The sequence below is a fragment of the Streptococcus sanguinis genome, from assembly GCF_050222175.1.
Lineage (GTDB): Bacteria > Bacillota > Bacilli > Lactobacillales > Streptococcaceae > Streptococcus > Streptococcus sanguinis_M.
The window spans coordinates 1,651,532-1,666,849 of sequence record NZ_CP071420.1 but is presented as its reverse complement, the minus strand read 5'-3'; the positions used below and the strand labels follow the sequence as shown (position 1 = coordinate 1,666,849).

The window sequence follows — 15,318 nt, the reverse complement described above, 5'->3', positions numbered from 1 at the left end:
AGTCCTTAATCAAATCTGTATTTCTGCTTAATGGTGCAGGCAACAAAGACAAGTCCGAAAATGACCATGAGAATCAGATAGACTGGCAAAGTTGCGGCTGTCAGCGTTGCAATTTCCAAAAGGTGCTGCAGGACAAAGGCTGATAGATAGAAGCCAAAGACAGAAAAGATAATGAGCAGGCTGCGCCAGAGGTTGAGTGGCAGACAGGCCCTAATGACGGACAGGAAGCTGATGCTGCCTAGCAAGTAGTAGGTCAGGGTGGACATTTCTATGTCACTCCAGCCATGGCTGCTGCCCCAGATGCGGACAAATAGCACGCTGAAGACAATCATGAGGGAGCTTGGCAGAGCCAGCTGCAGGGAGCGTTTGAGGAAGTGCTTTTCAACCGGCTTAATATTGCGCTCAAAGGTGAGGACAAAGGGTGGGAAACCTTCGACAAACTGGTCAATCAAGGTGATTTGAATCGGAATGAATGGGAAAATCAAGAGGTATTCAGATTTTCCTAGCAGGATACTGGCGATACAGATGATAGCCAGGATAAAGGAGTATATGGTCTTGATGAAGAAAATCGGAGCAATCCGGCCAATGTTGTTAACAACTCGGCGGCCTTCAAAAAGAATCTCAGGGACATCGTTAAAGTCAGAGTTAAGAAGGACCAGGTTGGCAATTTGCCGAGTTGCGGGGTCGCCCTCCGCCATGACGATGGAGCAGTCTGCTTCACGCAAGGCCAAAATATCATTAACACCATCTCCCGTCATGGCTGTTGTCCGACCAGCGGCCTTAAGAGTCTGGATGAGCAGCTTCTTCTGATGGGGAGAAACACGACCAAAGATGGCTGTTTCTTCTGCCTGCTCAACCAGTTCTTGATCGCTGATTTTAGAACAGTCGATGTAGCTGTCGTAGTTGGCAAATCCAGCCTGGCTCGCGATATGCGAAACAGTCACAGGATTGTCACCAGAGATGATTTTCAGATCAACATCCTGAGAGCGTAGGTAGTCCAGTGTCTCGGCTGCTCCCTCACGAATAGGGTCAGTGATTTCCAGAACAGCCAGAGCGGTCATATCTTCAGGCAGTTGGATACTGTGTTTGTCTAGCACTTGGTCGCTGTGAGCTAGCACCAAAACCCGCGATCCGCGTTTTTGAGCCTCTCCAACCGCTGCAGGATTGCAGTCCAGCAGCATTTCGGGAGCCCCCAGAAAGATAGTTCCGACACTGGATAAATGCATAGCGCCCCATTTTCGGTCACTAGAAAATGGGATGACATTGTCGCTAGTATAGGCATGGTCCAGATGGCCGTAGCCCTTGCGAATAGCCTGGGCTGTTGGGTTATTATCCTCGCTGGTTTGGATGTAGGCTGCTAAGATTTGATCGACAGTCTCATCAGAAAACTTATCTGAAAGGCTATGTAAGGCTTCAACAGTCATCTTACCTTGGGTAATTGTCCCAGTCTTGTCCAGGCAGAGAGTATCCACCCGAGCCAGAGTTTCAACTGAATACATTTCCTGAACAAGCACCTTGCGAATGCCGAGCTTGATGACAGCTGTCAGAAGTGACGTGACTGTCAGCAGGGCAATTCCCTTAGGCAGCATACCCAAAAGAGCTGTCGAGCTAGTAATGACAGAGTTTTTGACAGGCAATCCCTTTATCATAAGGGCTTCAAAGAAGAGAGCCATTCCGAAAGGAATGATAATTTTTCCAGTAAAGCGGGAGATTTTTCCAAGATTGTAAAGAATGCGCGAGTTGATAGGCTTGAGGGTTTTAGCCTCAGTCATGAGCTTGTTGGCATAGTTGTCTGCGCCGACATGATGGACCTTAGCATAGATCTGCCCACTGGCCAGAAAGCTACCAGACAGCAGCTCAGCGCCTTCTTCCTTGAGCACTAGGTCACTCTCCCCTGTTAACATGGCTTCATTGGCCTCGGCAACACCCTCTACTACACGGGCATCACTGGGAATTTGCTCGCCGGCTGACAGCTTGATCAGATCGCCCAGTACAATTTCTTCTGGCTGAAATTTAACTTCCTGGCCGTCGCGGATGACTGTGACCAGCTCTCGGCTGACCAGATTGAGCTTGTCAATCATACGTTTGGCTCGCAGCTCTGTAATAATACCAGTAATGGCGTTAAAGCTGATTACTGCGAAGAAGACCAGATTGCTCCAGGCTTGGACAGAGACTAAGGCTACAGCAATAACAAAGTTAAGGGCATTAAAAAGGGTGAAAACATTCCGCTTAACGATTTGCCAGTTACTAGTACTGGTGTCACTTGTAAAATCGTTGGTCAAGCCCTGCGAAATCTTTTCATCTACTTGGGTTTGGTTTAAACCGATTAATTCTTTCTTGTTCATGAGATTAATGATACCATTTTTTTATGGAAATGGCTATCAGAATCAGCTGTTACAGCCAAAGTTTGGAAAAATATTGCAGACTATAATGGGATAGGGTATAATGAGGAAGGATGTAATAAATTTCAAGTATAATTTTGGTTTGAAATAAGGAGAGTTTATGTTTTATACCTATTTGCGAGGTTTAGTGATTTTTATCCTGTGGACCTTGAACGGCAATGCGCATTACCACAATAAAGAAAAGATTCCTTCAAAAGATGAAAATTATATCTTGGTTGCCCCTCACCGAACATGGTGGGATCCAGTTTACATGGCTTTTGCGACCAAGCCCAAGCAGTTCATTTTCATGGCCAAGAAACAGCTCTTTGAAAATCGGGTGTTCGGCTGGTGGATTCGCATGTGTGGTGCCTTTCCTATTGACCGGGAAAATCCCGGTCCGTCAGCTATCAAGTACCCTGTCAATATGCTGAAAAAGAGCAATCGCTCACTGATTATGTTCCCAAGCGGTAGCCGCCATTCTACGGATGTCAAGGGAGGAGTGGCAGTGATTGCTAAGATGGCTAAGGTCCGTATCATGCCAGTGGTCTACGCTGGTCCCATGAGCCTCAAAGGCTTGGCAGCTGGGGAGCGCGTGGACATGAATTTTGGTAATCCAATTGATATTTCAGACATTAAGAAGATGAATGATGAGGGAGTTGAGGAAGTGGCTCGCCGTGTTCATGCTGAGTTTGACCGTCTGGATGCTGAAGTAGCACCTTACCAGACACAAAAGAAAGGCAATATTTTCTTGCGGATTTTACGTGCCTTTGTCTTTATTCCTGCTATTTTGATTGGAATTTTGACCATCATTTTCAGCTTTTTTGCTAGCTTTGTCTGGGATCCAGATAAGCATAGAAAATAAGATACTAATCAGCTTGCTGAGCAATCTTGCTTGGGAGCTGATTTTTGTATGCAAGTGAGTTATAATGTTGGTATATTTTATAAGGAGGATGCTATGTCTCTTGCTTTTTTATCTTTTGTAACCTTATCACTGTTTATGCTGCACGAGTTTGATGAGATTATCCTGGTTCGGCCTTGGATTTCTCAGAATCAAGACCATCAAGGCTATCAAAAGGAGATGTTCATTGCCAGAAGAGGAAGTTATCTTTCTGCTGAAAGTATAGCTCTGATGATTGCAGAGGAGTTTCTACTGGCTTTTATCCTTTTGTTACTTGCCATTCTATTTCGCATTCCTGAGCTAGCTTTGGCTATTGGTTTCTGTCATACTCTTCATCTGCTGGGCCATATCATGCAAGTGTTTCGCTTTCATCGCTGGGTACCGGGCGGCTTCACAGCTTTGACGACTTTTCCTATACTCATCTTAATCTTCATCCTTTATCTATGTCAGCAGTCAGTTTCTTGGCTGCTGCTTCTGATTCTAAGCGCGCTAGTGATGGCTTTTCTTTTGGCAAATTTAGCTTTTTTACATAGCAGAGCTCAAAAGATAGAAGCTTGGATATACAGGATAAGCAAAGCAGACTGATATTGCAGCTTCTATTTTTGTCAATGTCCTTTCTATCTACTACTTCTGGCAAAATAAAGATTTTAAAATATGACAAGCTGAAAATATTCTCGGCTTGTTTTATTTTTTTTTGCAATCTTTTACGAATAAAAAGACAAAGGAGAAAAATATGCTTGAAGAAATCATTGAAAAGCTAAAAGAATACAAGCTCTTTGTCGGTCTGGCAGTAGTTGGCGCTGTACTAGGTGGTTTTTTCCTCATCAAAGGAAATCACCAGCCACAAAATCAGGTAGCCGCCTTGAGCCAAGAAATAACTTCCTCATCCAGCTCAGCTGATGAAGAGAGTGAAAAAGTTCTTTCTAAGGCCAAAGCGGATGAAGAGGAGAGTGAGCAAGTCACTGTGGATATTAAAGGCGCAGTTAAGAATCCTGGTGTCTATGAGCTGAGAGCGGGAGCGAGAGTCCATGAAGCCATCCAAAAAGCTGGCGGATTGACAGCAGACGCCGAGGCTAAGTCCATTAATCAGGCACAAAAATTAACAGATGAAGCAGTAATCTATGTGGCAAAGATTGGTGAAGAAGGAGCCGATGTCACACAGACCGGCCAGTATCAAGCAGGAGCTTCTGATTCTGCTGGTGCCAGTGGTGGAAAGTCGGACAAGGTCAATCTAAATACGGCGACAGAGACTGAACTGCAGACTATTTCAGGCATCGGGCAGAAGCGGGCTTCAGACATCATTGCCTACCGCGAAAGCAATGGCCGCTTCAAGTCAGTAGATGATCTGAAAAAGGTGTCAGGTATTGGAGATAAGACCTTAGAAAAGCTGAAAGAATATGTCACAGTGGATTAAAAAGCTACCCCTCCCCCCTATCTATCTAGCTTTCATCCTTGTATGGGCCTATTTTGCAGTCTACTCTGGCAGTTCCTTGGCTTATTTTGGGTTGGGGGTCCTTCTACTTCGTCTCTTTTTCAGCTATCCTCTCAAGAAAAGTCTAGCTGCCTTGGCATTCCTGTCCCTTTTTGCCCTCTTTTTCTTGCTTCGTCGGGAAATAGCAGAGCAGGCCTTTAGGAAGGAACCTCCTTCAGCTAGCTCGGTTCAGGTCTTGCCGGATACGATTAAAGTCAATGGAGATTCCCTATCCTTTCGAGGGCGAACGGATGGTCGACTTTATCAGGTCTTCTACAAGATCAAATCAGCCAGTGAAAAGGAAGATTTTCAGCAGTTGACAGATTTGGTCGTCCTTGATATGGAAGGAGAGTTTGAACAGGCCCAGCAACAACGAAATTTTTCGGGCTTTGACTATCAGGCTTATTTAAAGAGTCAGGGGATTTATCGTACCTTAAAAATCAATAAGATTCAGTCACTAAGACCAATTTCTAGCCTGAATCCACTGGATTGGCTGTCTGTCTGGCGCAGAAAAGCGCTGGTCTATATTCGAAGTAATTTTCCTAGTCCAATGAGCCATTACATGACAGGACTCTTGTTTGGTGACTTAGATACGGAGTTTGCGGAAATGAGTGACCTGTATTCTAGCTTGGGTATCATCCATTTGTTTGCCTTGTCTGGTATGCAGGTAGGTTTCTTTTTGGATGGTTTTCGCAGAATTCTTCTAAGGTTGGGGATGAAGAGGGAGACAGTAAATGCTTTGCAGCTGCCTTTTTCATTTATCTATGCTGGACTGACAGGCTTTTCTGTTTCTGTCGTCAGAAGCTTAGTTCAGAAGTTGTTGGCCCAGCAAGGACTGACCAGATTAGATAACTTTGCTCTGACACTGATGGTTCTCTTTATCATCATGCCCAATTTTCTTCTGACAGCAGGCGGTGTCTTGTCCTGCGCCTATGCCTTTTTGATTTCTATGATGGATTTTGAAAAGTTGCCGCCGATTCGGAAACTTTTAACGGAAAGTCTGACTATTTCATTGGGGATTTTGCCTATACTAATCTATTATTTTTCTGAATTTCAGCCCTGGTCCGTGATTTTAACTTTTCTATTTTCACTACTCTTTGACCTGCTGATGCTACCAGGCTTAACCCTCATTTTTATTTTGTCGCCACTTTTAAAAATCACTCAAGTCAATTTTTTCTTTGACTTACTCGAAGATGCGATTCGTTGGGTAGCTGACTTTGCTCCGCGTCCTTTGATTTTTGGGAAGCCCAACCTCTGGTTACTGTTTGCTCTGCTTTTGGTTTTGGCTTTAATCTATGACTTTCGGAGAAAGAAAAGCTGGCTTTTATCTTTTAGTTTGCTTGCTCTTCTCTTATTTTTCCTAACAAAGCATCCGCTGCAAAATGAGATTACAGTAGTGGATATTGGTCAGGGAGATAGCATTTTTCTCAGGGACTGGCGAGGCAGGACGGTTTTGATTGATGTAGGAGGACGAGTCGAGATAGGAAAGAAAGAGGCTTGGCAGGAGCGACAGACTTCATCCAATGCAGAAAAGACCTTGATTCCCTATCTCAAAAGTCGTGGCGTTGCTAGTCTGGATGTATTGGTCCTGACTCATACTGATACCGACCACATGGGAGATATGCTGGAGGTAGCTAAGCATTTTTCTATCAAGGAAATCTATGTTTCCAAAGGAAGTCTCACTCAGCCTGATTTTGTTCAAAAGCTGGAGCAGATAGAAACTTCTGTCCATGTCGTCGAAGTGGGTGATGAGATTCCGGTATTTGACTCAGCTTTGCAGGTTCTCTATCCTAGTGGGACAGGCGACGGTGGAAATGATGATTCGATTGTGCTCTACGGGAAATTCTTTCAGACAAAATTTTTGTTTACAGGTGATTTGGAAAAGCAAGGAGAGACTGAACTGCTGCAGCGATTTCCTCAGCTGAAAGCAGATGTCTTAAAAGCAGGTCACCATGGCTCCAAAGGCTCTTCCAGTCCGGAATTTTTAGAGCAAATTCAGCCGAAACTGGCCTTGATATCAGCCGGCCAGAATAATCGTTATCGACATCCGCATCAGGAAACTTTGCAAAGATTTGAGAAGTTTAATACAGCTATCTATCGAACTGACCAGCAGGGGGCCATTCGTTTGATTGGTTGGAATTCCTGGAAGATTGAAACGGTTCGCTGATAGCCTTGCTAAAGATGCCAACTGATACTTTTTCTCATGTCCATTTAGCTTCAGTCAGGAAGTCATATTGATTTATTTATGCATTTGTGATAAGATAATGGGTATAAAAAATTATAGAGGAGAATTTTATGTTTGCTGCATATAAAAAATTCTGGACACACTATGCTGATTTTTCAAGCCGGTCTAGCCGGTCAGACTATTGGTGGGTAGTTTTATGCCATGTTATTGTTACTGCACCGCTATTTATCATTTTTTGGGCATCTGCTTTTGGAAGTATTCTTTCAGCAGCAGTTCAAGACTCAACTTATGGATATGAATCAGATCCATCAGCAATCTTGGCTGGGGCAGGATTTGCTGTAATCTTTATTTTCATCTTAATTCTATATGCTCTGGCAACTTTTGTACCTAATTTAGCTATCATTGTCCGTCGTTTACGTGATGCTGGTTATCATTGGGCATTTCTTTTCTTGTATGTTGGTCCTTTTTTACTATCATTTATTCCAGTTCTAAATATTATTGCAGGAATAGTATCTCTTCCATGTAGTATTGCTTTGATTGTTTTGCTTTGTCAAGGATCTAAGCCTGAAATGGTTGGAAATTCATATGGTCAGCAAAACTTCCAAGGTCAACAGTTTGGACAACAACCACAGCAAGGTAGTTTCCAAGGACAACAGTTTGGTCAATCACAACAACCAGTTCAAAATCAACAGTTTGGTCAACAGCCACAGCAAGGTGGTTTCCAAAGCCAACAGTTTGGTCAACCGCAACAAGGTGGTTTCCAAGGCCAACAGTTTGGTCAGTCACAGCAACCAGTTCAAAATCAACCATTTGGTCAACAACCGCAACAAGGTGGTTTCCAAGGTCAGCAATTTGGTCAACAACCACAGCAACCTGTCCAAAACCAACAATTTGGTCAACAACCACAACAACCAGTTCAAAATCAACAGTTTGGCCAACAACCACAACAAGGTGGTTTCCAAGGACAACAGTTTGGTCAACAACCTGTTCAAAATCAACCATTTGGCCAACAGCCACAGCAAGGTGGCTTCCAAGATCAGCAGTTTGGTCAACAGCCACAACAACCTGTTTCTGAGCAAAGTCAAGCGGTGGAGCAAACAGAACCAGTTCAAAATCCATTTACTGCTGAAACACCTGAGCAGTCAACACCTCAAGATTTTGGAATTCAGGCACCTGTTGAGGATAATCCTTTTGTTTCACCAATTCAAGAGGAGCAGGCTTCTACACCAGTTGAAAACAGTGTGGATGATGCAACTGAAAACCAAGAATAAACAAAGAAAGAGTTGGAATTTTTCCAGCTCTTTTTGTTCTATCGCTCGTAGAAAAGTTTTAACAGAACGAGGCATTGATTGCTTTTCATAACAAAGAAAAATGAAGCAAATAACAGTTTCTATTTATATAGCAGATCTATTCAAAAATTAGATTTCGTTTGCAAAGAAAAAAGCAGACTTTCCGACTCTTTTTTGTTACAATCAATACATGAATAAAATTGACAAGAAATATAAAGCAGGGGAGACTTTCGGTGTTAGCTATTGAGGAAATTAAAAAAATCACGCCAAGCAATCTTCCTGCTTTGACCATTTTGGCTGGGGATGACTTGGGACAGTTTGAGTTGTTGAAGGAGCAGTTTCTCCGCCAGATTCAGTTTCAACCGGGCGATTTGAACACTGCTATTTTTGATATGAAAGAAGCAAACTACCAGGATGTGGAATTAGACTTGGTCAGTCTGCCTTTTTTTGCAGATGAAAAAATCGTGATTTTGGATCATTTTGCTGATTTGACAACAGCTAAGAAGCGCTATCTGACTGATGAAGAACTCAAATCTTTCGAAAATTATCTGGAAAATCCAGCAGATACAACTCGCCTGGTTATCTTTGCGGAAGGCAAATTGGATAGCAAGCGCCGTCTGGTCAAACTGCTGAAACGGGACGGGAAAATTTTTGAGGCTGCAGAACTCAAGGAAGCAGATCTACGGGCTTATTTCAGCAAGGAAGCGCAGGCAGAAGGATTACAATTTGCTCCGACAGCTTTCGATCAGTTGTTGCTGAAATCAGGTTTTCAGTTCAGTGAAGTCAGTAAAAATTTAGCCTTTCTGAAAGGTTATAAAGAGTCCGGTCAGATTGGTTTAGAAGACATTGCCGAGGCCATTCCCAAGACCCTTCAGGATAATATTTTTGATCTGACCCAGCTGATTTTACAGCAGAAGATTGATGAGGCCAGAAGCTTGGTACGAGATTTGACACTTCAAGGCGAGGATGAAATCAAGCTTATTGCTATTATGCTGGGGCAGTTTCGTATCTTTACGCAAGTCAAGATTTTAGCGGAAAATGGCAGAGCTGAGAGTCAGATTGTATCTGATTTGTCCGACTATCTAGGCCGCAAGGTCAATCCTTATCAAGTCAAGTTTGCCTTAAAGGATGCTCGCTCACTGAGTTTAGCCTTTCTTAAAAAGACTATGGCCTGTTTGATTGAAACGGATTTTCAGATTAAGTCGGGGCTGTATGATAAAGATTACCTGTTTGATTTGGCTCTGCTCAAGATTGCGACGGGTGAGCTACAAGCAAAATAGTTGAAAAATTCTAATGATTGCGTTATCATTTTTATAATCATATAGAAAAAGAGGTCTATCAAATGGCAATTATCTTACCTGATCTTCCTTACGCTTACGATGCTTTGGAGCCTTACATTGATGAAGAAACAATGCACTTGCATCATGACAAGCACCACAATACCTATGTAACGAATGTTAATGCTGCGCTTGAAAAGCATCCTGAAATCGGTGAAGACTTGGAAAAATTATTGGCTGATGTGGAGTCTATCCCAGCTGATATCCGTCAGGCAGTCATCAACAACGGTGGTGGTCATCTTAACCACGCTCTTTTCTGGGAATTGATGACACCAGCAGAAACATCACCATCTGCAGAATTGGCAGCAGATATTGAAGCTACTTTTGGATCATTTGAAGACTTTAAAGCGGCTTTCACTGCAGCGGCTACAACTCGTTTTGGTTCTGGCTGGGCTTGGTTGGTTGTCAATAAAGAAGGCAAGTTGGAAGTGACCTCAACAGCAAATCAGGATACTCCTATTTCAGAAGGTAAAACTCCAATCTTGGGACTGGATGTTTGGGAACATGCTTACTATGTGAAATACCGCAATCTTCGTCCGAACTACATTCAAGCTTTCTTCTCAGTTATTAACTGGAAAAAGGTTGACGAACTTTACGCTGCTGCTAAATAAACAGGCAGTTTCAATAGATAAAAAGGCGAATCGATTAATGATTTGCCTTTTTTGATGCTTAAAATGCCTTTTTTCTGGATTTCACTTGTTATTTTCCTCATAATTTTTTATAATACAAATGCTAGGAGAAATGTTTTGAGTAAAAAAATTGTAACGATTATCGTAGCTGTCCTTTCTTGTCTTTGTCTGCTGGGCTTCATCTTCCTTTTTATAACCCAACGAAATAAGGCTATTGAAAAGAAAGCACAAGAGGCTGCCCAACTTGCAAAGTCTGGCGAGCAAGAACAGGAAGAAGAGAAAGTCAAGTCTGATTCCAAACCAGTTGAAGAAAAGCCGAAGCCTGTTGAGAAAAGTCCAGAGGAGAAGCAGAAGGTCATGGAGGCGGACGGCCCGACTATGGATGCTTTGGGGCTGCGATTTGACTATGCAAATTTGGATTTGACTCAGGTCATTCAGGCTTATATGACTGAAATGGGGATTGAACCCTCCCAAGTTGCATTTTCATATAAGGATTTGACGACTGGCAAGACCTTTGCAATGAATGATACCCAGCCTATGACTGCGGGATCGACCTACAAGCTCCCTCTCAATATGCTGGTAGTAGATGAGGTTGCTGCCGGCAAACTTTCTATGGACGAGCGGTTTGATATTACCAATACAAACTATGAATATAGGGGCGAGCATGATAACTATGTTGGTGCTTTCAACGGTGCTATGAGAATATCAGACATGCAGGAATATTCCTTGGTTTATTCTGAAAATACTCCAGCCTACGCTTTAGCAGAGCGTCTAGGCGGCATGGAAAAGGCCTATGATATGTTTAGTCGCTACGGTCAGTCCAAGGCTGATATTAAGACGATCAGCCGTGAGAATAATAAGACCACGACGGACTACTATATTCAGGTCCTTGAGTATTTGTCTAAAAATCAGGAAAAGTACAAGGATATCCTTTATTATATAGGCGAATCCTTCCCAGGTGAATACTATAAGCGCTATCTGCGTGACATTACCATCTATCAAAAGCCTGGATATGTTCGTGAGGCGCTCAATGTGGATGCATTAGTTATGGAAGAGAAGCCCTATATTATAGCTCTCTATACGGCTTATTTAGGTGGTAGCACCGAGGCCAGTGATGAGATCAGTGGTGTCGGAATTGAGCAAGTTGGTCAGTTAGCCTACGTCATCAATGAATGGCATCGGGTTAATATGAACTAAGAGCAATCTAGTCTAGACAGGCTAGATTTTTTGATAGCTATTTAGAAAAAATTCGAAATAGATTTGACAGAAAGAAAGGAAAGATGTATAATCTATTTAGAAAAAAACCAAAACAGTTTAGGAGAAAAAACGATGATTTCCATTCATATCTTGATTGCTATGCTGCTGATTTTAGGGACAGTCCTTGTTCCTTTGGTTTATTTTAAAAAGACCAAGCACATTTCTCTGCTAGTTTTCCTTTTAGGGGGAGTTGGCTTTTATCTGTCTAGTCAGGTTCTGGAAAATATCTTGCACCGTATCGTCTTACAACCTCAGGCTGATGGAACTATCGCTTTGCAGACGGAAAATCCTTGGCTATACGTTCTTTATGCTATTGCTGCGGCAGCTATTTTTGAAGAAACAGCCCGCTGGGTCATCTTTTACTGGTTGCAAAAGAAGCGCCCACTGACCTTTAGGGATGGTATAGCCTATGGCTTGGGGCATGGTGGTATTGAGGCTCTGTTTGTTGGTATTGTCAGTCTCTTAAACTTTTGGGTTATAGCTCAAGTAGTGATTCAGGGGAATGCTCAGACGCTGGCTCAAATTCCTCAAGCAATTATTGACAATGTCCGTTCCATGAACGCTGGCAGCATCTATCTTTTGGCTTTTGAACGGATCTTGGCTATTCTCATTCAAATCCTTCTGACCTTCTGGGTTTGGAAAGCGGTCAAGGAGAAGGCTCCAGTGTATTTTTTAGCCGCTCTGGGACTTCACGCCCTGATTGACTTAGCGCCTGCTCTGGCTCAGGTAGGCTTTCTTCCGCCACTGGCTGTTGAAGCTCTGCTCTTGGTAGAGGTAGTGGCGCTAGTCTTTCTGACCAAGAAAATCTTGAAAGTTTACCTGAAGGAAAGGTTCAATCATGGGGATCAGTCAAACGCTTAAAGCCCTAGCTGATCCAGTTCGGAGGGGGATTCTGGAAATGCTCAAGCATGGTCCGAAGTCAGCAGGGGAAATTGCTCAAGCTTTTGAGCTGACTCCTGCGACGGTATCCTACCACCTCTCTCAGCTAAAGAAAGCCGGTCTGCTCATAGAAGAAAAGCAGAAGAACTTTATATATTACAGCTTAGATGTCACTGTTTTTGAAGAAATTCTTGTCTGGTTTCAATCTCTTGGAGGAGGAAACGAAAATGAAAAAAAATAGTTTTCAAGAATTAGGCTGGGCACTTGGCGTCATGCTCTTGCCAGTTTTATATGCCATCTGGGTCTATCAAAAATTACCAGAAAACCTAGCTATTCACTTTGACTTATCTGGAAAAGGCGATTCCTTCTTACCTAAGTTTCTAATAGTATCTGCTTTTCCAATTGTCATGATGCTGCTAGAAGTTATGATTTATTGGTCTACTGTTGCTAAAGATATCTTAAATCCCACATTTAAACACCTTATTCGCTGGGTCTTCCCCTTTAGCTTTGTCTTACTCTATATGGCGACTATCTATGGGGGCTTAGACGAGGACTTTGATATCCGTAAAATAGCAGCGATGGTGGTTGCTTTGGTTTTCATAATTGTAGGCAATTACTTGCCCAAAAAAGTACAAGCTGACAGAGAGCCCATGAATAGAAATTGGGCATACCTCTTTGTTTTGTTAGGATTTCTTACTTTTATAGTCAGCATTTTCTATTTGTAAGCGGATTTATGCTATAATGGTATCAAGTATCAAATAAAAGGGTTATCATGATTACCAAGGAGCATTATCAATATATCCGGCAGCACCCTGCCTTTGTCAATCTGCCAGTGGAGCTTTTCGATAAATTAGCAGTGGAGATTCAGTATCGCAAGATTCCAAAAGGGCAAATTATCTTTTTTGCAGGAGACCGACGAGAGCGCCTTTTTCTCTTGTCTCAAGGCTATGTTCGGATTGAGCAGTATGATTCGACAGACACATTTTCTTATATGGATTATGTCAAGAAAGACAGTGTTTTCCCCTATGGAGGTATGTTTTTTGATGAGCGCTATCATTACACAGCCAGCGCTGTCACCAATGTCGAATATTTCTCCATTCCTATTGATTTGTTCGAAGAATATTCTAAGAAGAGTGTGGATCAGCTTTTGTTTATTACCAAGCGGCTGTCGCAAATTCTGGAATTTCAGGAACTTCGTTTGCGCAATGTCGTAGCAGCCAGTGCCAGCGAGCGTGTGGTTCAGTCCTTGTCTCTGCTCTGCATGGATTTGTGCAAAGTGGAAGATAGCCTGCCCTTTCCTATCAGTATGAAAGAGTTGGCAAAACTAGGAGCCACGACTCGGGAAACGGTCAATCAAGTTCTGAAAAAGCTCTTGGATGAAGGTCGGATTGAATACCAACATAAAAAATTAACTTTTAAAGAGAAAGAGTATTTTATGAAATACCTTGCTGGAAGCTAATCGGTTCTGATTGGCTTCTTTTTTGTCAAATAAATTCAAAATATTCTAATATTAACCGTGTACTGATTTTGTTTTAAAAAATAAATATTCACAAAAATAATATAATGAGTAAAATATTCAAAGAAAACGCTTTAAAGAAGAATATTATAAAAATAAAAATAGAAAAAAGCAAAAGATTTGGCATTTGTAATGTGGTTTTTTTCTTGAAAGCGGTAGCATTAAATGCTAGAATAGTACATGTAAACGGGCTTAGAAAAACCTAAACCGCAAAGAAAAAGGAGGATAGTAGATGTCTACACATCCAATTCGTGTTTTCTCAGAAATTGGAAAACTGAAAAAAGTTATGTTGCACCGTCCTGGCAAGGAGTTGGAAAACTTGCAGCCGGACTACTTAGAACGTCTTCTTTTTGACGATATTCCTTTCTTAGAAGATGCACAAAAAGAACATGATAACTTTGCTCAAGCGCTTCGTAATGAAGGAGTTGAGGTGCTCTATCTTGAGCAGCTGGCTGCTGAGTCACTGACTTCTCCAGAAATCCGTGAGCAATTCATCGAAGAATATCTGGAAGAAGCCAATATTCGTGGCCGTGAAACCAAGAAGGCTATTCGCGAACTGCTTCGTGGTATCAAAGATAACCGAGAGTTGGTTGAAAAAACGATGGCAGGGGTTCAAAAAGTTGAATTGCCAGAAATTCCTGAAGAAGCAAAAGGATTGACGGACTTGGTAGAATCTGATTATCCATTCGCTATTGATCCAATGCCAAACCTTTACTTCACACGTGACCCATTTGCTACAATTGGTAATGCTGTATCGCTCAACCACATGTATGCAGATACTCGTAATCGTGAAACTCTCTACGGTAAATACATCTTCAAATATCACCCAGTATACGGTGGAAATGTTGAACTTGTATATAACCGTGAAGAAGATACACGTATCGAAGGTGGGGATGAACTGGTTCTTTCAAAAGATGTGCTGGCGGTTGGTATTTCACAACGTACAGACGCAGCTTCTATCGAAAAACTCTTGGTCAATATCTTCAAGAAAAATGTAGGCTTCAAGAAAGTTTTGGCTTTTGAATTTGCCAACAACCGTAAGTTCATGCACTTAGACACTGTCTTCACTATGGTTGACTATGACAAGTTCACGATTCACCCAGAAATCGAAGGAGATCTTCGCGTTTACTCTGTGACTTATGTTGATGACAAACTTAAGATTGTTGAAGAAAAAGGTGATTTAGCAGAAATCTTAGCTGAAAACCTTGGTGTGGAAAAAGTTCATCTGATTCGCTGTGGCGGTGGCAATATCGTAGCTGCTGCGCGTGAGCAATGGAATGACGGTTCTAACACCTTGACCATCGCACCTGGTGTGGTAGTGGTGTATGATCGTAATACCGTTACTAACAAGATTTTGGAAGAATACGGCTTGCGTTTGATCAAGATCCGCGGAAGTGAATTGGTTCGCGGTCGTGGTGGACCACGCTGTATGTCTATGCCATTTGAACGTGAAGAAATTTAAGCATACAAGTGCTA

At 42.3% G+C, this 15,318-nt stretch carries 14 protein-coding genes; 13 read left to right on the top strand and 1 reads right to left on the bottom strand.

Features of this window, described 5'->3' with window-relative positions; all coding sequences use genetic code 11:
- Nucleotides 1–5 precede the first annotated feature (5 nt).
- Nucleotides 6–2,345, bottom strand: a complete 2,340-nt coding sequence (locus J1C91_RS08140; RefSeq protein ID WP_125439122.1) for a cation-translocating P-type ATPase — start codon at nucleotides 2,343–2,345, stop codon at nucleotides 6–8.
- A gap of 157 nt (nucleotides 2,346–2,502) precedes the next feature.
- Between J1C91_RS08140 and J1C91_RS08135 the strand changes: the two genes are divergently transcribed.
- The 13 genes from J1C91_RS08135 to arcA all read left to right on the top strand — a co-directional run bounded on the left by J1C91_RS08135 (nucleotide 2,503) and on the right by arcA (nucleotide 15,304).
- Entirely contained in the window at nucleotides 2,503–3,243 is a 741-nt protein-coding gene (locus J1C91_RS08135; RefSeq protein ID WP_002900842.1) for a lysophospholipid acyltransferase family protein, read from the top strand.
- A gap of 48 nt (nucleotides 3,244–3,291) precedes the next feature.
- Nucleotides 3,292–3,864, top strand: a complete 573-nt coding sequence (locus J1C91_RS08130) for an HXXEE domain-containing protein (RefSeq protein ID WP_002910264.1) — start codon at nucleotides 3,292–3,294, stop codon at nucleotides 3,862–3,864.
- A 148-nt stretch (nucleotides 3,865–4,012) separates the two neighbouring features.
- Nucleotides 4,013–4,693: a helix-hairpin-helix domain-containing protein gene (locus tag J1C91_RS08125; RefSeq protein ID WP_032912496.1), complete on the top strand. Its 681-nt coding sequence runs from the start codon at nucleotides 4,013–4,015 to the stop codon at nucleotides 4,691–4,693.
- Nucleotides 4,677–6,917, top strand: coding sequence for a DNA internalization-related competence protein ComEC/Rec2 (locus J1C91_RS08120; RefSeq protein ID WP_002910262.1), 2,241 nt, complete (start codon nucleotides 4,677–4,679; stop codon nucleotides 6,915–6,917). The genes J1C91_RS08125 and J1C91_RS08120 overlap by 17 nt, the downstream gene beginning before the upstream one ends.
- A 128-nt stretch (nucleotides 6,918–7,045) precedes the next feature.
- Nucleotides 7,046–8,206, top strand: a complete 1,161-nt coding sequence (locus J1C91_RS08115; RefSeq protein WP_125439120.1) for a DUF805 domain-containing protein — start codon at nucleotides 7,046–7,048, stop codon at nucleotides 8,204–8,206.
- 251 nt (nucleotides 8,207–8,457) lie between these two features.
- Nucleotides 8,458–9,504 (top strand): DNA polymerase III subunit delta, encoded by a 1,047-nt coding sequence (gene holA, locus J1C91_RS08110; protein WP_125439118.1) that lies wholly within the window; start codon nucleotides 8,458–8,460, stop codon nucleotides 9,502–9,504.
- A gap of 62 nt (nucleotides 9,505–9,566) precedes the next feature.
- Nucleotides 9,567–10,172, top strand: a complete 606-nt coding sequence (sodA, locus tag J1C91_RS08105) for a superoxide dismutase SodA (protein WP_002896081.1) — start codon at nucleotides 9,567–9,569, stop codon at nucleotides 10,170–10,172.
- 135 nt (nucleotides 10,173–10,307) lie between these two features.
- Nucleotides 10,308–11,387: a serine hydrolase gene (locus J1C91_RS08100; protein ID WP_312023180.1), complete on the top strand. Its 1,080-nt coding sequence runs from the start codon at nucleotides 10,308–10,310 to the stop codon at nucleotides 11,385–11,387.
- 132 nt (nucleotides 11,388–11,519) lie between these two features.
- Nucleotides 11,520–12,308 (top strand): YhfC family glutamic-type intramembrane protease, encoded by a 789-nt coding sequence (locus J1C91_RS08095; protein WP_125439116.1) that lies wholly within the window; start codon nucleotides 11,520–11,522, stop codon nucleotides 12,306–12,308.
- Nucleotides 12,286–12,567 (top strand): autorepressor SdpR family transcription factor, encoded by a 282-nt coding sequence (locus J1C91_RS08090; protein WP_002896078.1) that lies wholly within the window; start codon nucleotides 12,286–12,288, stop codon nucleotides 12,565–12,567. Before J1C91_RS08095 ends, J1C91_RS08090 begins: the two co-directional genes overlap by 23 nt.
- The gene (locus J1C91_RS08085; RefSeq protein WP_125439114.1) at nucleotides 12,554–13,051 is read left to right on the top strand and encodes a DUF1648 domain-containing protein; all 498 of its coding nucleotides are present in this window, start codon (nucleotides 12,554–12,556) and stop codon (nucleotides 13,049–13,051) included. Before J1C91_RS08090 ends, J1C91_RS08085 begins: the two co-directional genes overlap by 14 nt.
- 47 nt (nucleotides 13,052–13,098) lie before the next feature.
- Nucleotides 13,099–13,785 carry a Crp/Fnr family transcriptional regulator gene (locus J1C91_RS08080; RefSeq protein WP_125439112.1) on the top strand — a complete coding sequence of 229 codons (687 nt, stop codon included), beginning with the start codon at nucleotides 13,099–13,101 and terminating at the stop codon, nucleotides 13,783–13,785.
- A 289-nt stretch (nucleotides 13,786–14,074) separates the two neighbouring features.
- The gene (arcA, locus tag J1C91_RS08075) at nucleotides 14,075–15,304 is read left to right on the top strand and encodes an arginine deiminase (protein WP_002912023.1); all 1,230 of its coding nucleotides are present in this window, start codon (nucleotides 14,075–14,077) and stop codon (nucleotides 15,302–15,304) included.
- Nucleotides 15,305–15,318: the final 14 nt, after the last annotated feature.